Origin of the sequence: Clostridium cavendishii DSM 21758, from assembly GCF_900141845.1 — a bacterium.
GTDB classification, from domain to species: domain Bacteria; phylum Bacillota; class Clostridia; order Clostridiales; family Clostridiaceae; genus Clostridium_AG; species Clostridium_AG cavendishii.
Genome location: NZ_FQZB01000024.1, coordinates 1 through 19281, shown reverse-complemented (window position 1 = coordinate 19281; position 19281 = coordinate 1). Strand labels below are relative to the sequence as shown.

Here is a 19281-nt window from a genome sequence, read left to right as displayed (position 1 = left end):
AAACTTATTAATTACTCTCTTCCTCTTCTTTAAATTTTCTTTCTAAATTCTTTCAATTTTCTTACTTATGACAAATAAAAAAACTGATTTTGTATAAATATTATCTTTTGCTCTATACTCTATAGACTTTTTATATTAAATATAAGTTCCAACATTTAATAAACTTTTCTATAATAAAATCTTAAAAGGTAAAATAAAAGATATTATTATTAAAATTATGAAGATATTATGAAGATATTATTTTCATGAAAAAAAACAACATATAAGCTAAACTTATATGTTGTTAAAATGTATATTGTTCTTATTTAAACTTCTTTTAATAATTTAACTATTACTATTCACATACTAAATATTAATAGTTAACATATATCTTATAACCTACATTTTTTATTTCGAAGTTTTTTTATATTTTGATACTAACATATACAGTAATCCAAAAAATTATACAAAATGCAAGTTGTCTATCCTTAAGAATTAAATCCATAGTGTTACCACCTTCATCTTTTGAATATATTAAATAGTAATATCTTAATATTCCAAATAAGACCAAAATGGTTGTCCATATAAAATTACCATCACTAATTCCTATAACAGAATAAATAGCATAGAATATTATAGTACATGTTAGTATTATATTTATTATTTGATCTAATAATTTCTCATTGTATTTTAATAAATTTTCACTTAGTTCTTTTGAATATCTTTCCTTGATAATAAGTTCATTTCTCTCCTTGCAAAAACCTAAAAATAATGCTAAAAATAATATGCACAATATCATCCAGCTAGAAATCTCACTACCTATAGCAAATGAACCTGTTAAAATTCTTAATATAAAGTCTATAGCTTTCGAAAATACATCTAAAATAATCATATGTTTAATTTTAAAAGAATAAAAAAGATTATTTAATAAATATAAAATTATAATTAAAAGAATATAGTTATTTAGTGAAAATGCTATAATAAAAGATATAGTTGCTAATATTAAAGCTAAAACTATAGTTTTAAAAAGTTTAACTTTCATATTTGTACCCCAAATCTTACCTTTATCCACAATATCATTTAATACACATGCACAAGATGAAATAAAACAAAATGAAGTAAATGCGATAATACTTTTTTCTATATTGGAAATATTATCAAAAAATAATATTGGCACAAAAATAAACATATTTTTAATCCATTGTTCTACTCGTAAAAGTTTTATTACATTCAAAAATTTATCTTTCACTTGATTCTTCTCCATTTCTAATAAACACTTTACTTTCACTTTCAAAAAAGTTCATTGCTAGTAATATAAATATCCATGAAACTACATATGTGTATCTATCTTGTGATTCTGTTATTAAGCATTGTATAGAAAAACCACAAAACAATATATACATTAAATCTAGCTTATAATTTCTTTTCTTTTTATAAAGCGCCAAATATGTAATTAAAATCATAATAGTATAAATTAATTGAACTAAAGATTCTCCATCTTTGCTTAATTTTATTAACTCTTTTCCATCATTTTTTTCCATTATCTTTAAATATTTTTCTCTATTACTTTCAGTTTCTAATCCAGCTTCAGCCCAGCATATACCTCCAAAATCACCAGTGTTCCATTGAAACGCATATTTAGTAGCATAATGCCTTAAAATATCTGTCTTTTTAGAACCTAATAATCTTTCTCTTATTATTTCTTTTGCTCTTTTATCAGCTTTTTCATAATTCTCATCACACTCTCCAAAAACTTTTGCATCCTCTTCATTCCAACGTCCATTACTTTCAAAATTTGTCCCTTTTAATATAGAGATACTTGCAGGCTCAGTTGGTTTCCAAAGAGGTCTTTCTAATATATTTAAATAGATTAACCCATAGCTTACTAATAATGTTGGTATTATAAAACTCATAATACTAGTAGAAACTAAAATTACTTTTCTCTTTATTCCTTCTTTAAAGTAAATTAAAATATACAATATATAAGCTACTATAACTACATAAGCTATTGGCCTAAAAAGATTTGCTAATGCTAATATAAAGAAGGCTCCTATTAATAATTTGATTTTTCTATCTTTATTTATAGACTTTAAAAATAGGTATATACTTAATAAAAATATTGGCATTGCAATATTCTCTGATGCATATGCATTGTTGTAAATAATCATAGGTGGATAAATCGCAGCTAAAAATAAGGACCATATTACATTTTTCTTATCTTTAAATACTTCTTTTGCAATAAAATATAAAATCACCATATTTAACATAGAAAATAATATATTTAAAAGCCTTATAGCTATTAATGGATTCTTATAAAATATCTTTTGAACAAATGAAAAATATAATACTGTAATACTCATATGTGGAAATCTAGCCATATAGCCTGTCCCCTCAAACATATAAGTAAAACCCTTTAAAAAGTCCTCAGCACATATATACATTCTATTAAAATCACTTGTTGGTATACTATCTATAGAATAAAACCAAATTAATCTTATAATTAATCCTACAGATAAAATACTGATAAATATTATTTTAGTATTAAATTTCTTCTTCATTAAATAATTCAAAATAATGCCAAGTAAAATTATAATTATAAAAAAAACTACTGAAAATTTACTAAACTTAACTGATGCAAAATCTCTTGTCAATCTATACTTACTTCCTATAACTACAAATATAAATAGAAACTTTAATGCATTATTGATGAAACTACTAAATTTATAACTTATTTTTCTCATCTTTAATATATCCTCCATAATTAATATTTTTAAATACTATGTATTATAGTACCAAACATATCTTTCTAAATTACTAATTAAATCTTTCAAAATTCTTTCATTTAAGTAAGAATCCAAATTTAAAATTTGCTTATTCGAAGTTAAGTAAAATTCTAAATCTTTGATTTTAAGTGAAAATCTAAATTTTTAATTTAGTAATTTGAACTTACTCCTATGAACGTTAGTGAATAGGAGTTTCATTTTTATGATTGAACTTAATAAACAAATAAATTATTCTATATATAAGCAAAAAAGTAACCTGCAATTCTAAGCTTGCAGGTTACTTTTATATTTATTTAACTTGTAATATATTAAAGATTTCTTAAGCTATTACAAACACTAAAGTTATATATTTCTTATATATTTTATAAACTTCATTAATATTTAGGTTTAAACTTTCTAAGTCTTAAAGCATTTAAAACAACTGATACCGAACTAAAACTCATAGCTAATGCCCCTATCATGGGATTTAATAATGGTCCTCCAAAAATATATAAAACCCCCATAGCTACTGGTATTCCTAAGATGTTATATCCAAACGCCCAGAATAAATTTTCTTTTATATTTTTTATGGTCGCTTTACTAAGCTGTATAGCTGTTATTACTTGTAACAAATCACTTTGCATAAGAACTATATCAGCAGATTCTATAGCTACATCAGTCCCGGAACCTATAGCTATTCCTACATCTGCTACTGCAAGTGCTGGTGCATCATTTATACCGTCACCTACCATTGCAACTATTTTTCCCTTACCTTGTAATTTTTTAACCTCTAAAGCTTTATCTCCTGGCATTACTTCATATATTACATTATCTATTCCAACTTGTTTTGCTATGGCCTCAGCAGTATTTTTATTATCTCCTGTTAACATAACTACTTTTATTCCCATATTTTTAAGAGTTGTTACAGCTCTTTTAGAATTTTCTTTCAAAATATCTGCAACAGCTATAATTCCTACACAAACATTATCTATTACTACAAACATAGGTGTTTTACCTTTCATAGATATATTGTTAGCTTCTCTTTTTATTTCACCCAGTTTTATTTCTTTTCCCAACATAAATCTAAAATTTCCAAGTAAAACTTCTTTACCTTCAATGCTAGCCCTTATTCCACAACCTGGAATAGCCTCAAAGTTATCTACTTTCTTTAAATCTAAATTTCTTTTTTCGGCTTCTTTTACTATAGCATCTCCTAAAGGATGTTCTGAACCTTTTTCCGCCGAAGCTGCAAATAAAAGCAACTCATCTTCATCTACTTCTTCAGCTATTATATCTGTAACTCTTGGTTTTCCCTTAGTTATAGTTCCTGTTTTATCAAAAACTACAGTATTTAACTTATGACTAGCTTCTAAGACTCTACCACTTTTTATTAAAACTCCATTTTCAGCCCCTTTACCTGTACCAACCATTATAGCTGTAGGCGTTGCAAGGCCTAATGCACAAGGGCAAGCTATAACTAAAACTGATATAAATATAGTTAAAGAAAAAACGGCCCCCTTTCCATAAATGAACCATAAAGCACTAGCTATTATAGCAAGCATCATTACTATAGGTACAAAATGTGAAGATATAGTATCTGCAAGCTTTGCAATAGGCATCTTTGAACCTTGTGCCTCCTCTACAAGCTTTATTATTTGAGATATTACAGTATTATCTAAAGTCTTCTCCGCCCTATATTTTATAATACCATTTTTATTTATTGTAGCTCCAAAAACTTTTGACCCAACTGTTTTCTCCACTGGAATACTTTCACCCGTTATCATACTCTCATCTATTGACGTTAATCCTTCAATAACAACTCCATCTACAGGTAATTTTTCACCAGGGCCAACTACTACAATATCATAAACTGCTACTTCATCTATATTAATTTGAGTTTTTTTACCATCTTTTAATATTGTAGCTGTTTTAGGTGCTAAACCTATTAATTTTTTTATTGCCTCTGAAGTCTTTCCTTTGGATATTGACTCTAAATACTTTCCTAACGTAATTAATGTAAGTATTGTTGCTGATGATTCAAAATACATATCCATAATATAGCTCATATCACCTTGTATTATTTGATATATTGCAAAAAGGCCATATATATAAGCTGAACCTGAACCAATTGCTATAAGTGAATCCATATTGGGACTTCCTTTTAAAATATTCTTAATTCCTATAGAAAAGAAACTAAATCCTTCAATTATAACAATTGTAGCTAAAATCAACTGAATAATAGAAAAGTTTATTGGATTTTTTATAGGATCTATTATATTAGGTAATACCAACCCTACCATATATCCCATAGCTATTATCAGAAGAGGTATTGTAAATATAGTAGAAACTATCAATCTTTTCTTCAATTTTTTTCTCTCTTCTCTTTTTCTGTCAATTCCTTCATCCAAAGTTTCTTCTTCTAAAACCTCATAGCCTGCTTTTTCTATAGTTTTCTTAATTTCACTCACTCTAACTTCATTTGAATCAAAAATCACATTAAGTGTCTCTGTAGTAAAATTAACCTCTGAACTTGAAACACCATAAAGCTTTCCTACTACCCTCTCAACATCTCTTACACAAGCAGCACAAGTCATTCTACCTATTTTCAGTGTAACCCTTTTCTCATTTAAAACTACATTATATCCTGCTTTATCTATAGCATTTTTTATAATATTAAAATCTAAGTTATCATCGAATTTTACCATCAATGTTTCTGTTGCAAAATTCACATTAGCCTCTATTACACCATCTAATTTATTAACAGCTCTTTCAACGCGCCTTACACATGCTACACAAGTCATTCCCTCTATCTTAACTAGTTTTTCTTTCAAAAGTCTCACTCCTTCTAAAGATTTATAAATTAACCTGACTGAAACCCTATAAAGAAAAGTAATAGCTTGTCTATCTATAATTTATTTCAGTAAACATAATTATACCATATATTTAACAACTAAATAGATTATTTATTTTCACATAAAAATAAAGGCTTAAATTTTAATCATTTAAACCTTTATTTTGGACTAATGTTATCGTATGCGTTTATTATTATTACCTAATAAATACAAAATTATTCATATTAGAATATTCTTCTGAAAATTCATAGCCTTCTTCATTAAATTTCTTTAAAGCTTCTAAACTATCAATTCTATTTTTTATTATATAATTACACATAAGTCCCCTAGCCTTTTTAGCATATACACTTACTACTTTCAATTCAAGTCCTTTTCTTTCTTTAAAAATAGGTGTTACTACATTATAACCACTATTAAGTCCTACAGCTTTAAAATATTCTTCTGATGCGAGATTTATTATATTATTATCTTTATGAAATTCTAATTCTTCTAATAAGCTATTACTTAAAGTATCGCCCCAATATTCATATAAATTTTTATTAACTCCTACTTTAAGCTTAATTCCCATTTCTAATCTATACGGTTTTATTCCATCTAAAGGTTTTAAAACACCATAAAGTCCTGATAAAATTCTTAAATGCTTATTTGCAAATTCTAAATCTTCTTTAAAAAAATCATCTGCTTTAAGACCTCTATAAGCTTCCCCCTTAAAGGCTAATATAGCTTGCTTCTCCTCTCCTGATTTTTCTTTCTTCCATTCTTTATATCTCATAAAATTTAAAACAGATAAGTCTTCGCTAATTTTCATAAGCTTAGATATATCATGCACTTCAAGTTCTCTTAATTCTTCTATTAATTCCTCTGCATTATCTAAAAACCTAGGAATCGTCTTCTCTAAATCCAACTCAACTTTATTCATATCTAAAGTCTTAGCTGGAGACAGTACTGTAATCACAATTATCACCTCTAATTTAATTATACACTAATATTAATTATTATTAAATAAAGTTTTTCTCGCATTTAACTCTGTAATTGTAGTTTTATAAAAAAGTTTAATCGTTTATAAACATCATATCAACATTCTTTTAATTTCTAACTAAAAATACCGTAAAATCCATTTCTGAATACTACGGTATTTTGAAAATTTATTTATTTTTATAGTTAGGTATTACAATAAGAATGTACTTATTTACCTTGCAATCCGTTCATAAACCCTCTTATAAAATCAGGTGATATTTCTATACCTAAACAAACCACAATAATTATTACTCCTATAATCTTTAAATACTTATAGGTTTGTGATTTCTTACCTACAATAAACAGAACAACACCAATTATTACTCCTAAAATTATTATAATATCTTTCATATTTTCCTTCCCCCTTTATTGCTATAATAATTCACCTGTCAAAGCCAATTACTAGTAATTATAGCATATAGTTTCAATAAATTCATTATTGTTCTTAAATATCTAAAAATCTCTATTTTATTTTTTTCACCGTATTATTAATTTTTAAAGAACATTACCAGCCTCTCTAATTTCAGTAGTTCCTTCGTAATATTTTAATCAATCCTTATTACAAAGTTGCAATAACCCAGTATAAAAATATATACTCAAAAAGCGCATACCTAGCCTATACTAAGCATGCACTTTCTGCAATTGTGAATAGGGGTAAGTTTATTAATTTTTGGTGACTTGGAGCGTAGCGACGGAACAAGAAAATTAATAAACTTGCCCCGTCACCTTGCACTACTCTACTTCATAGCACTTTCTATTTCATCTATCATTTTGTTTGTAGCTTCTAAACCACCTGTTGATATGTACCAGATTTCTGGTGTAAGGTAAGTTATTTTATTTTCTTTATAAGCTTTAGTAGTTTTTACAAGATCATTTTCTAAAGCTTGTTTAGCAGAAACTTTTCCTCCAGCAATAGCTGTCCTATCTATAACTAACATATTATCAGGATTTTTTTCTACTAGGTATTCAAATGATATTTTTTGTCCATGATTTGATGACTCTACTTTCTTATCTGCTGCTGGGACACCAAATTCTTTATGAATCATTCCAAATCTTGAACCTTCTCCATAAGCACTTAAAGCTCCATCACTCGCCATTACAACAAGAGCATTTTTTCCACTCTCTTTTACTTTTTTATTTAAATTCTCAATTTTATCATTTATTTGTTTTAATTCTTTTTCTACAACATCTTGCTTATCAAAAATTTCTCCTAAAGTCTTCACATTTTTAGAGAATGAACCTATATAATCATTATCTTCTGTATTCATTAATATTGTTGGTGCAATCTTCTTAAATTCTTCACTTAATTTCTTTTGTCTTCCACCAATTATTATAAGCTCAGGTTTTAATTCGCTAATTTTTTCAAAGTTTGGTTCAAATAATGCTCCTGCATCTGTATACTCAGACCCTTTAAACTTTGAAAGATATGAAGGTAAACTTGATTTAGGCATTGCCTTTACGTCTACTCCCATTTTATTTAAAGCATCTAGTACTCCATAATCAAAAACTACTACATTTTTGGGTTTCTTATTTACTGTCACTTCTCCTAATTCATTAGCTATTTTTATTCCTTGAGGTTTGTCTTCTTTTTTATTATTTAACTTTGTAAAAGCAAAACTTCCTACAATGGCTATAAGTACTACTACTGCTATTGATATAATTTTTTTGTTCATTTTCTTTACCTCTCTTTAAATCTTATTTTTTGTGTAAATATTTATCTATAAAACTATTTAACTATATAAATATTTAAATAGTTATTCCTATAATGACACTTTCAGCATATATCCTTATATAAAGTTTTTAAAAATATATACATATTTTATTATCATTTATATTTTGAATTTTAAAATCCATATCATATATTTCTTTTAATACAGATTCATCAATTATTCTATTAGTTAATCCCTCTTTAACTAATCTTCCGTCCTTTAAAGCCACTATAGTATCTGAATAACAAGAAGCAAAATTTATATCATGTATAACTATAATAACTGTTTTACCCAATTCATCTACTAACTGCCTTAAAGTTCTCATTATTTCAACAGAATGTTTCATATCTAGATTGTTAAGTGGCTCATCTAATAAAATGTACTCAGTGTTTTGAGCTAATATCATAGCTATGAACGCTCTTTGCTTTTGTCCACCACTTAATTCATCTATATATTTATTTTGTATATCTGTAAGTTTCATAAACTCTATAGCTTCTTCAATATACTTTATATCTTCTTTTTTTAAATTTCCTTGAGAATATGGAAATCTACCAAAACAAACTAACTCTCTCACAGTTAATCTTAAATTTATATTATTTGATTGTTTTAATATTGAAATCTTTTTAGCTAAATCTTTACTTTTCCATTTTGAAAGCTCTATATCATCTATAATTATCTCTCCTGAATCTGCTTTTATAAGTCTACTTATTATTGATAGTAGTGTGCTCTTTCCAGCTCCATTAGGTCCTATAAATGATGTTATCTTTCCTTTATGTATTTTTAATGAAACACCTTCTACCACTTTCTTACTACCATAACTTTTAACTATATTTTTCACTTCAATCATGCTCTACTCTCCTTTAACAGCAAATATAGAAAATATACTCCACCTATGAAGTTTATTATTACGCTAAGGGTTGTCTTAAAGTTTAATAATCTTTCCACAATAAATTGTCCAAGCACTAAAGCTATTATGCTTAAGAATATTGAACCAACTAAAATGTGTCTATGCTTATAAGTTTTCATAACTTGATAAGTTAAATTTGAAGCAATAATTCCAAAAAACGTTATACTCCCGACCAAAGCTGTTGATATTGAAACCAATATTGAAATTACTATAAGTATAACTTTTATGTTTTTATCATAATCAACACCTAGATTAATAGCTTGGTCTTTTCCTAATGCTAAAACATCTAAAATATCAACATAATCATAAATACAGATTATTATTATAAGGATAACTATAAGTGAAATTATAATAAGGTTTGTATTTACATTATTAAAGCTTGCAAACATCTTATCTTGAACTGTTTGAAATGCTTTTGGATCGATTAAAGTCTGCATAAAGGAAGAAAGTGATTGAAATAAACTCCCACATATAAGCCCTACTAAAAGAAGTAAAAATATATTATTATTCTCTCTTCTAAATAAAAGCTTAAATAATAAAAATGAGAAAGCAATCATTAAAGATGTAGATATACCAAAATTAATATTATTATTTGTTATTACCTTACTATTAGCTCCAAATAAAAACACAACTAGAGTTTGTATAAACATATATACTGCATCTAACCCTAATATGCTAGGTGTTAGTATTCTATTATTAGTTATTGTTTGAAACATAATAGATGATACTGCAATAGTTCCCCCTGTTAGACATATCACTAATATTTTAACTAATCTTTTTGATAGTACGTAGTTTAAATTACTGATATTTAAACCACTAAAACTATATATAGCTATAGATATAAGTGCCAATATTAACAGAAGGCTTATCCTTTTTTTAGCTACCATAAACTTCCCTCCTGCTTATCAAATATAAGAATATTATGCTACCTATTATTCCAACTGTTAGACCTATAGATACTTCATATGGATATATAACAATCCTGCCTAAAATATCACAAGCCATTAAAAATATAGCACCTAAGAGAGCTATGTATGGTATATTTTTCTTAGTATCATCTCCTAAATATAATGTAACTATATTAGGAATTATTATTCCTAAAAAAGGTATCTTACCAACAGTTATCACAACTACCGCCGATACTAACGCTACAATACAAATGCCTATATTTACAATTCTTTCATAATTCATTCCTAAATTAGTTGAAAAATCTTCGCCCATTCCTACAATAGTAAACTTATTTGCATATAAATAAGCTATTATTACAAGAGGAATGCTAATATAAAGTAATTCATATCTACCTTTTATAACTCTTGAAAAATCTCCATCTAGCCAAGCTGAAATATTTTGAACTAAATCATATTTGTAAGCAAAAAATGTTGTTACTGAATCTATTATATTTCCAAACATTATTCCTACCAACGGTATAAATACAGCATTTTTAAACTTTATCTTTTTAAGTATCTTCATAAATATAAAAGTACCTGCAAGAGCAAAGACAAATGAAATTATCATCTTTTGAATTGATGTAGCTCCTGTAAACATCATCAAAGCAACTAAAATTCCTAATTTTGCTGAATCTATGGTAGCTGCTGTACTTGGTGATACAAATTTATTTTTTGTTATTTGTTGCATTATAAGTCCTGTAATACTCATACTTATCCCAGCTACTATAATACTTATCAATCTTGGAATTCTACTTATTAATAATATTTTAAACTTTTCGGTCCTCGTATTTAAAACATCAAAAATAGATATATCACTTACTCCAATAAATATAGATGCTACTGATAGAATAACAAGAATCAATACCAGATAAATTTTCTTCATATATCCTCCTCTGTAAATAAATCTTATTTGACACTTATAAATTTTCAATGCTATAATTTATTTTCCACTAATGATTTTCATTCTCAATTAATTTTAACAATTATACTCTTTAAAATCTTAAGTATATTTATATTTTTATAACTATATTTTTATAATCTTTAAATTTGGAGGGATTTTTTTGTTATTAAAACCTACTATCTGTGAAACTATAGAAAAATTTTTTTCATGTACCCATATTCCTATTGTAGCAATTGATAATAATGGGAATTTAATTAATGCTATTGGCTATAATACTGATTCACTAAAATTATTCAACAATAATAATATATATTTAAAAGCAAAAGACAGATTTTCTTCTACTAATAATGAATTCATAACTATATCTATTTTATCTGAAATAAATTTTACAGCTTGTTTTATTGATAAAACAAAGCCTGAACTTGGTATGTTTATTTTAGGACCCTATAATATAAAAAAATCAAACAGTTATAATATATTATATAAACCTAAAACTTGCATTCCTCATATGATAACCTTATTAAGAAGTATCTTTTATGATACATCTTCAAAGTTTAATCTTTTAGATATTAAAGATGTAAACCATAGTTTTTATGTTAACAAAGCTATTAAATACATAAATGACAATTATAACAAGCCAATAACATTAGAGGATGTTTCTAGTTTTTTAAAAATAAATAAATGTTATTTCTGTACTTTATTTAAAAAGGAGACTAAAAAGACCTTTTCTCAATTTTTGAATGAAGTCAGAATAGAAAAAAGTAAAGAAATGCTTCTACAAGATAATATGACTATTTTAGATATAGCTTTATCTGTAGGTTTTAACAATCAAAACTATTATAATATGACATTTAAAAAACTAACAAAGCAAACACCTTTGAGCTTTAGAAATATGAACTATACTACTTAAGCTTAATATTTTACCATAAAACCACTTACATTTAATGTTGAAATTTAATATAATAAAAAAGTGGGCTTATAGAATTTTCTTATGACCTGGACAAACTCCTAGTCATTAAAATTTCTATAAGCCCACTTAAAGTGCTAGATATGAGAAAACTACAAATTATATTATTATTCTTTTATAATGATATAACTAAATTTATGATCTATAAATAATTTTTTTTAAACTTAGACTTATTAACAAAAGAGGGGGATAACAATGAAGTTACGAAAAGATACTGTTATAGATGTTTTAAAACTTGCCCTACCAGCTGTAGGTGAAATGACTTTATATATGATGATTTGGGTTTTTGATACTATGATGGTTGGTAAATATGGAGGAAATATAGCTGTAAGTAGCGTTGGATTAAGTTCCGAAATAGTCTATACCTTTTCAAATATACTTATAGCTTGTGGTATATCTATCGGAATAACATCTTTAGTTGCTAGAAACATAGGTGCTAAAAGAATTGATTTAGCTGAAGAATATGCCACCTTGGGATTTATAGTTGCAGTATTTGTAGCTTTAATTTTAAGTTTTATATTTTTCTTCTTTTCACATGAAATCTTTAAACTAGCTGGTGCTCAAGAAAATGTTATAACTCTTGGTTCTTCATTTATGAGAATAGCAGCTATAGGAATAGGCTTTAACATGGCTATGAATGCACTAAATGCTTGTTTAAGAGGATCAGGAAATACTAAAACACCTTTAATTGCTTCAATAATAATAAATATTATAAATATAGGTTTAGATTACTCTCTTATATTTGGAAAATTCGGTTTTCCTGAGCTTGGAATAAAAGGAGCTGCTATAGCTACTTGTACAGCTCAAATTGTAGGTTTTATATTTATAGCATTTTATATTGCTAAATACTCTAAGATTAAGATTCGTTTAAAGTATATAAAAGATTTTAACTTAGACATGCTTAAAGGCCTATTTAAACTTTCAATACCATCATCTATGCAAGAAGGTGCTTTTAGTATAAGTAGACTTCTTGGCGCTTTCTTTATAGTAAGCCTTGGTACAATAGCTTTTGCTGCAAATCAAATAACTACAACTATAGAATCTATAAGTTTTATGCCTGGTTGGGGCTTTGCTGTAGCTGCAACTACACTAGTTGGACATAAAATAGGAGAAAAAGATTATAAAAAAGCGAAAGAATATGCCTTTACGTCTATATTTTTAGGAACTGTTATAATGAGTGCTTGCGCTTTATTATTCTTAATAATACCTCATATACTTATAACCGCCTTTATAACCTCTTCAGAAGCTGAAGTTATACGACTTGGTACTTACTGCCTTATGATAGCAGCTATAGAACAACCTTTTATGGCTGTTTCCATGATAGTAGGTGGCGTACTTAAAGGCTCTGGGGATACAAAAACTCCATTTAAGGTTTCTCTTATAAGTTCATGGGTTATAAGAATGCCATTAATGATTATTATTATCTTTATCTTAAAACTTTCGGTAATCTATGTATGGATAATAACTTCTATACAATGGGCATTTGATGGAATACTTATATATACATTATTTAAGAAAAAACTACGCGAAAAATTACAATGAATAAAAGAGTAATAGATAGACTTCAAAGTATATTTATTGCTCTTTAATTCTATTTTTATTTATCACAGCAAGTAGAATTTTCATTTAAAACTATTAGCTTATCTTCATTAACTTTAAAGTTATTTAAAGTTTTGCCCCATTTCTCATCCCTTTCTTTAATTATACTTTCAATATCACTTTCATCCAAATGTTTAAATCTTCCTTGATTTTTTAGATAATTTTTAACAGATGAAAACTCTTCTATTTTTCTATTTAATATGAACTCTCCATTTTCATACTCAGCTAAATACCATAGACCACATTCTACAACTTCCTTTGCAATAGAAACTGTTTCACTTGTGCTAATCCCCCACCCTGTTGGACATGGTGCAAAAACATGAATATATGAGGTTCCATCTACCTCTTTTGCTTTTGACACCTTATTTATAAAATCCTTAGGATAACCTATACTTGCTGTAGCTGCATATTTTATCTTATGAGCTGCTACTATCTCAAACATATCTTTCTTTCTATTAGCTGAACCATGAATATTATCTCCTGCTGGTGAAGTTGTAGTCCTTGCTCCATAAGGAGTTAGTCCACTTTGTTGAACTCCAGTATTCATATAAGCCTCGTTATCATAACAAATATAAATTATCTTATCATTTCTATCTATAGCCCCAGATAATGCTTGTAATCCTATATCTGCAGTTCCCCCATCTCCTGCAAATCCAACTACATTAAAATTTTCTAAGCCTAATGCCTTTGCTCCTGCATAAACACCAGATAACATAGCCCCAGTACTAGCAAATTGAGAAATCATTGCATTTACTGAAAAGCATAGCTGTGGATAAATAAAACCTACAGCCGACATGCATCCTGCTGGAATAACTACAAAAGTATTTTTACCAAGTGCTTTTAATGCTAGTCTTACAGCTAGACTTCCGCCACATCCTGAACAAGCTTTATGCCCATAAAAATATTCATCTTTACTTATTTTTAATTCTTTCATTACACTTCAACCCCTATATTAACGAAATTTACCCTTTGTAACTCTCCTCCATTTTTTATTTCTATTAATTTAAGAAAAATATTTCTAATATCATTTTTAGATACATTTTTTCCTCCTAAACCACCTATAAAATCAAACACTTTTATAGAATTATCTGTAGATTTAAGTGTTGATGCTACATTAGTAAATACAGTTCCTTCATAACCAAATGAAATATCTTTTTCAAAAACTCCAACTATCTTTACCCCTCTTAAACTTTCTAAAAGTGCTTCCGCTGGAAATGGTCTCATATATCTTAGTTTTACTATTCCTACTTTTTTTCCCGTTTCTCTTAATTCATCAACTACTTCTCTTGCTGTTCCTGTTATACTCCCTAAAGTAATTAATACAATCTCTGCATCTTCTACCAAATAACCTTTAAGTAATCCTCCATAGGATCTATGAAATATATTTTCAAATTCAGTATCTAATTCTTTTATTACCTCTTTGGCCTTTATCATTGCTAAATGTTGAGCATACTTAAAGGCTATATTGTGCTCAGGCGATGATGAAAAAAATATATTTTTTGGTTTTTCAAAATCCATCTTATAAGGAAAGTTAAAGAAAGGTAGGAAATTATCAACCTCTTCTTTTGAAGGTATATCAATTCCCTCGTAGGTATGCGTTAATACAAATCCATCTAAATTCACCATAACTGGTGTTAAAACTCTATTGTCTTCTGCTAATTTGTAAGCTTCTATTATGGTATCTAAAGCTTCTTGTGCATCTTCTACATATACTTGAATCCAACCTGAATCTAAAAGTGATAAAGAATCTCTTTGATCATCAAAAATACTCCAAGGCAAAGCAACAGATCTATTGGCATTCATCATAACTAAAGGCACTCTTCCTCCACTAGCATAATGCAAAACCTCTGCCATATATAACAACCCTTGAGAAGAAGTAGCTGTAAAAGTCCTTACTCCAAGAGCAGCTGCTCCCATTACGGCTGAAAGTGCTGAATGTTCTGATTCTACATATATATACTTAGAGTTTAACTCCTTATTTTCTACCATTTCTGCAAGTCTTTCCACTACTATTGTTTGAGGTGTTATTGGGTATGCTGCTATAACTTTAGGTTTACAAAGTTTTACTCCTATAGCTATAGCCTCATCTCCAGATGCAAATACTTTATTCCCCATAAATCATTCCTCTCTTTCCATAGTTATTGCTTTCATGCCACAGGATTTTGCACAAATGCCACAACCTTTACAAAAATCATAATCTATTTTCATCTCAAAATTATCTAAATAAATAACTCCATCTGGGCATGTCAAATAGCATTCTTCACATTGAACACATAAATCTTCATTTATTATTGGTTTTACACTTCTCCATGAAGAATTTTTTTCTACTAAATTAAAAGCACTTCCATAAGTTCCAACAGGCAAATCTTTAATGGTTTTTATAGCTTTAACTTCACTTACTTTAGGTCTAGTCATTTAATTCACCTTCTTTTAATTTTTCAACTATATATCTTATTAATCTTTTATTTTTTTCTGCTTTACTACCTTTCATTTCATAATCTATAGCTTTAAGCGTTGATTCTAAAGATATTATTTCTGTACTTGCAACTAAAGCTGCAAGCATAGCAGTATTCGTAATAGCATTATTTAAAAACTCCACTGCTAGGCTACTTGCATCTATCATTACGACCCTATCCTTAATATGTCTAAACTTATCCTCATTTACTGTATTAATAATTAACTTTCCATTACTAGATATATTATCTAAAAATTCTTCCTTATAAAGACTATCATCTAGAATAACAAAATAGTCACAGGTTAAACTTTGACTCCTATCTTGTATTCTTTTATCATCTATTTTAGTAAAAGCATTTACTGGCGCTCCTCTCCTCTCAGGGCCAAAGGATGGAAAGGCAATAGAGTTTTTTCCTTCATAAATAGTTGCCCCTATACCTAATAATCTTGAAGACGTAAATGCTCCCTGGCCACCTCTACCAAGCCATCTGATTTCTATCATTTAATCCCCTCCATCGCTTTTATTTTTAAAGTTTTAAGTCTATTTATAGCCTCTATCAATGTTTCCTCCTTTTTCGCAAAGTGAAATCTTATATAATTATTCACATCCTCTCTAAAAAAACTAGATCCTGGTACAGCAGCAACCCCAACTTCTCTTGCCATCCATTGACAGAATTTATAATCATCTCTTTCCCCAAATTCAGATATATCTACTAAAACATAATAAGCACCTTGTGGCTCATAAAATTTAAAACCACACTCCCTTAGACCATTTAAAAATAATTCTTTTTTCTTTTCATAAAGTTTTCCTAAATCAGCATAATACTTATCAGTAAATCTTAACCCCTCTAAAGCCGCTTTCTGTAGTGGTGCAGCTGCGCCAACTGTAAGGAAATCATGAACCTTTTTACAATTATCAATAACTTCCTTACTCCCTATTACATACCCTAATCTCCAGCCTGTTATTGAATAAGTTTTTGAAAGTGAACTACAAGCTACTGTTCTTTCAAACATTCCAGGCAAAGATGATATATAAGTATGCTTATATGGAGGAAATACTATATGCTCATAAACCTCATCAGTTATAACAAAAGCATCATATTTATTAGCAAGCTTTGCAATAAAACCCAATTCCTCTAAAGTAAATACCTTTCCCACTGGATTTGATGGATTACAAAGTATTAGTGCTTTTGCACCCTGCTTAAAAGCATTTTCTAAAACTTCTTTATCAAAATTAAACTTTGGTGGAATTAATGGAACATAAATAGGCTTTGCGCCTGACAATATAGTATCTGCCACATAATTTTCATAAAATGGTGAAAACACTATAACTTTATCTCCTATATCACATACTGCCATCATTGCAACCATCATTGCCTCTGTACTCCCACAAGTAACTACTATATTTTCTTCTGGATTTATACCAATCCCCATAAAATGCTCTTGTTTTCTTGCCAATTCTTTTCTGAATTCATTTGATCCCCAAGTTATTTCATACTGATGTGGTCCCCCCTTTGCCACATCAATAAGTGAATTTGTTATTTCTTCTGGAGGATCAAAATCTGGAAAGCCCTGTGATAAATTAATTGCATTATATTTATTAGCAACTCTTGTCATCTTCCTTATAACAGACTCTGTAAACCAATCTAACCTTGAACTTAACTGTGCCAAAACTTTCTTCCCCCTACCTTCTTAAATCAATTACCCTTTTTGCTTTATGAGTAGCACGTGGCAACTCTCCTGATATTAGAACATTGATTTCTGTTGGTTTTACACCTATATGAGCTTTTATTTCAGAAGATACAGTATCTTGAATTTCTCTTATTGTCTTTTTAATATTTTCATTTACCTCAACTTCTAACGAAAATTTAGTCATATGATTTTTAGTAAATAAAGTTATCCTATATTCTCCTGTTAACCCCTCAATATTTCTTACAATATATTCAATATCACTTGGAAATACATTTACGCCACTACTAATAAACATATCATCTAACCTCCCTATTATATTTATTCTTTTATGTGTTCTACCACATACACACTTTTCATCTGTATAAGTTACAATATCACCAGTTCTAAATCTAATCATTGGTCTTGCTTCTTTTCTTAAAGTTGTTAATATAAGTTCCCCTCTTTCTCCGGGCCCTACAGGTTCTAAAGTATCCGTATTTATAACCTCCACTAATAACTGATCTTCAGCCACATGTAATCCATTTTTATATTCACATACTCCCGCACAAGCTCCAAATATATCTGAAATACCATAAAAATCATATACCTCTGCTCCCCATAAATCCTCTATAGCATTTTTAGTAGCCTCTATAGAGCCACCTGGTTCACCTGCAACAATTATCTTCTTTATTGCCAATTCTTCTCTAATATTTATTCCTTTTTGCCTTGCTGTTTCTCCTAAATACCAAGCATAAGAGGGTGTAGTCCAAATTATAGTTGGTTTATATTCTTTTAATATAAATAAAAGTCTATCTGATGGAAGAGTTCCAGCCCATATACATAAAGCTCCTAAATTTTGTGCTCCTATTACATCTGGTCCCCCAACAAAAAGTGAAAAGTTTAAAGCATGCACATACCTATCATTAGGTCTCATTCCAGTTCCCCAAAATAATCTACTTTCAATATTTTGAAATTCATCAAAATCCTTTTTAGTAAAAGGGCTTACCGTTGGAATACCTGTAGAACCACTTGAAGATGAAACAAATACTACCCTTTCTTCTTCAACAGCCACTAAATCCCCTAGTAATGGCTTACTCTGTTGTCTTTTTCTCACGATACTTTTATTGATAAATGGAAACTTTCTTATATCTTCTAAAGCCTGTATATCCTCTGATGTAACACCAACGTCATTAAAACTTTTTTTATAATATGCTGAATTATTATAAGCAAATTTTATTTGCTCCTTAAGATTCTTTAATTGATATTCTTCTAATTTTTCTCTATCTATTGTTTCAATCTCTTCATTCCAATATTTTTTACTCATAATTATGTTCCCCTTTAAATTGTTTATTTTTAAATTACATTTTTAAATTTTTTTACATTTTAATTTTAATAACATCCAAGGATATTCTTTAATATTATTAAGGAAACTCCTACTCATTACATTCGTATGAGTAAGTTCCATTAACTAAATTAAAATTTAGAATGTCACTTAAGGAAACTCCTACTCATTACA

17 protein-coding genes are annotated in these 19281 nt (G+C 28.1%); 2 read left to right on the top strand and 15 right to left on the bottom strand.

The window, feature by feature from the left end; all coding sequences use genetic code 11:
- Nucleotides 1–403 precede the first annotated feature (403 nt).
- The 9 genes from BUB01_RS21135 to BUB01_RS21095 form a co-directional block, all read right to left on the bottom strand.
- Entirely contained in the window at nucleotides 404–1228 is an 825-nt protein-coding gene (locus tag BUB01_RS21135) for a UbiA prenyltransferase family protein (RefSeq protein WP_242958459.1), read from the bottom strand.
- The gene (locus BUB01_RS21130) at nucleotides 1218–2720 is read right to left on the bottom strand and encodes a glycosyltransferase family 39 protein (RefSeq protein ID WP_242958458.1); all 1503 of its coding nucleotides are present in this window, start codon (nucleotides 2718–2720) and stop codon (nucleotides 1218–1220) included. Before BUB01_RS21130 ends, BUB01_RS21135 begins: the two co-directional genes overlap by 11 nt.
- Nucleotides 2721–3136: 416 nt before the next feature.
- Nucleotides 3137–5572, bottom strand: coding sequence for a heavy metal translocating P-type ATPase (locus tag BUB01_RS21125; RefSeq protein WP_278337165.1), 2436 nt, complete (start codon nucleotides 5570–5572; stop codon nucleotides 3137–3139).
- Between the two features lie 217 nt (nucleotides 5573–5789).
- Nucleotides 5790–6548 carry a peroxide stress protein YaaA gene (gene yaaA / locus BUB01_RS21120; RefSeq protein ID WP_072993262.1) on the bottom strand — a complete coding sequence of 253 codons (759 nt, stop codon included), beginning with the start codon at nucleotides 6546–6548 and terminating at the stop codon, nucleotides 5790–5792.
- A gap of 230 nt (nucleotides 6549–6778) precedes the next feature.
- The gene (locus BUB01_RS21115) at nucleotides 6779–6961 is read right to left on the bottom strand and encodes a hypothetical protein (protein WP_072993259.1); all 183 of its coding nucleotides are present in this window, start codon (nucleotides 6959–6961) and stop codon (nucleotides 6779–6781) included.
- 386 nt (nucleotides 6962–7347) lie between these two features.
- Nucleotides 7348–8283, bottom strand: coding sequence for a siderophore ABC transporter substrate-binding protein (locus BUB01_RS21110; RefSeq protein ID WP_072993256.1), 936 nt, complete (start codon nucleotides 8281–8283; stop codon nucleotides 7348–7350).
- 127 nt (nucleotides 8284–8410) lie between these two features.
- A complete protein-coding gene (locus BUB01_RS21105) occupies nucleotides 8411–9166 on the bottom strand; it encodes an iron ABC transporter ATP-binding protein (RefSeq protein WP_072993253.1) in 756 nt (251 codons plus the stop codon).
- Complete coding sequence (locus BUB01_RS21100; protein ID WP_072993250.1) at nucleotides 9163–10113, bottom strand: iron chelate uptake ABC transporter family permease subunit; 951 nt, start codon at nucleotides 10111–10113, stop codon at nucleotides 9163–9165. Before BUB01_RS21100 ends, BUB01_RS21105 begins: the two co-directional genes overlap by 4 nt.
- Nucleotides 10103–11056 carry an ABC transporter permease gene (locus BUB01_RS21095; protein ID WP_072993247.1) on the bottom strand — a complete coding sequence of 318 codons (954 nt, stop codon included), beginning with the start codon at nucleotides 11054–11056 and terminating at the stop codon, nucleotides 10103–10105. Before BUB01_RS21095 ends, BUB01_RS21100 begins: the two co-directional genes overlap by 11 nt.
- Nucleotides 11057–11234: 178 nt before the next feature.
- Between BUB01_RS21095 and BUB01_RS21090 the strand changes: the two genes are divergently transcribed.
- Nucleotides 11235–11984 carry a helix-turn-helix transcriptional regulator gene (locus BUB01_RS21090; protein ID WP_072993244.1) on the top strand — a complete coding sequence of 250 codons (750 nt, stop codon included), beginning with the start codon at nucleotides 11235–11237 and terminating at the stop codon, nucleotides 11982–11984.
- Between the two features lie 252 nt (nucleotides 11985–12236).
- Nucleotides 12237–13583 carry an MATE family efflux transporter gene (locus BUB01_RS21085; protein ID WP_072993241.1) on the top strand — a complete coding sequence of 449 codons (1347 nt, stop codon included), beginning with the start codon at nucleotides 12237–12239 and terminating at the stop codon, nucleotides 13581–13583.
- 55 nt (nucleotides 13584–13638) lie between these two features.
- Here the strand turns inward: BUB01_RS21085 and BUB01_RS21080 are convergent, their stop codons facing one another.
- Genes BUB01_RS21080 through BUB01_RS21055 form a run of 6 tightly spaced genes read right to left on the bottom strand, consistent with a single transcriptional unit; the run spans nucleotide 13639 to nucleotide 19089 of the window.
- Nucleotides 13639–14574 (bottom strand): thiamine pyrophosphate-dependent enzyme, encoded by a 936-nt coding sequence (locus tag BUB01_RS21080; RefSeq protein WP_072993238.1) that lies wholly within the window; start codon nucleotides 14572–14574, stop codon nucleotides 13639–13641.
- Complete coding sequence (locus BUB01_RS21075) at nucleotides 14574–15755, bottom strand: transketolase C-terminal domain-containing protein (protein WP_072993235.1); 1182 nt, start codon at nucleotides 15753–15755, stop codon at nucleotides 14574–14576. The genes BUB01_RS21080 and BUB01_RS21075 overlap by 1 nt, the downstream gene beginning before the upstream one ends.
- Nucleotides 15756–15758: 3 nt before the next feature.
- The gene (locus tag BUB01_RS21070) at nucleotides 15759–16055 is read right to left on the bottom strand and encodes a 4Fe-4S binding protein (RefSeq protein WP_072993231.1); all 297 of its coding nucleotides are present in this window, start codon (nucleotides 16053–16055) and stop codon (nucleotides 15759–15761) included.
- Nucleotides 16048–16596, bottom strand: coding sequence for a 2-oxoacid:acceptor oxidoreductase family protein (locus tag BUB01_RS21065; RefSeq protein ID WP_072993228.1), 549 nt, complete (start codon nucleotides 16594–16596; stop codon nucleotides 16048–16050). The genes BUB01_RS21070 and BUB01_RS21065 overlap by 8 nt, the downstream gene beginning before the upstream one ends.
- A complete protein-coding gene (locus BUB01_RS21060) occupies nucleotides 16593–17765 on the bottom strand; it encodes a pyridoxal phosphate-dependent aminotransferase (protein ID WP_072993225.1) in 1173 nt (390 codons plus the stop codon). Before BUB01_RS21060 ends, BUB01_RS21065 begins: the two co-directional genes overlap by 4 nt.
- Before the next feature lie 13 nt (nucleotides 17766–17778).
- Nucleotides 17779–19089, bottom strand: coding sequence for a phenylacetate--CoA ligase family protein (locus tag BUB01_RS21055; RefSeq protein WP_072993222.1), 1311 nt, complete (start codon nucleotides 19087–19089; stop codon nucleotides 17779–17781).
- Nucleotides 19090–19281 lie beyond the last annotated feature (192 nt).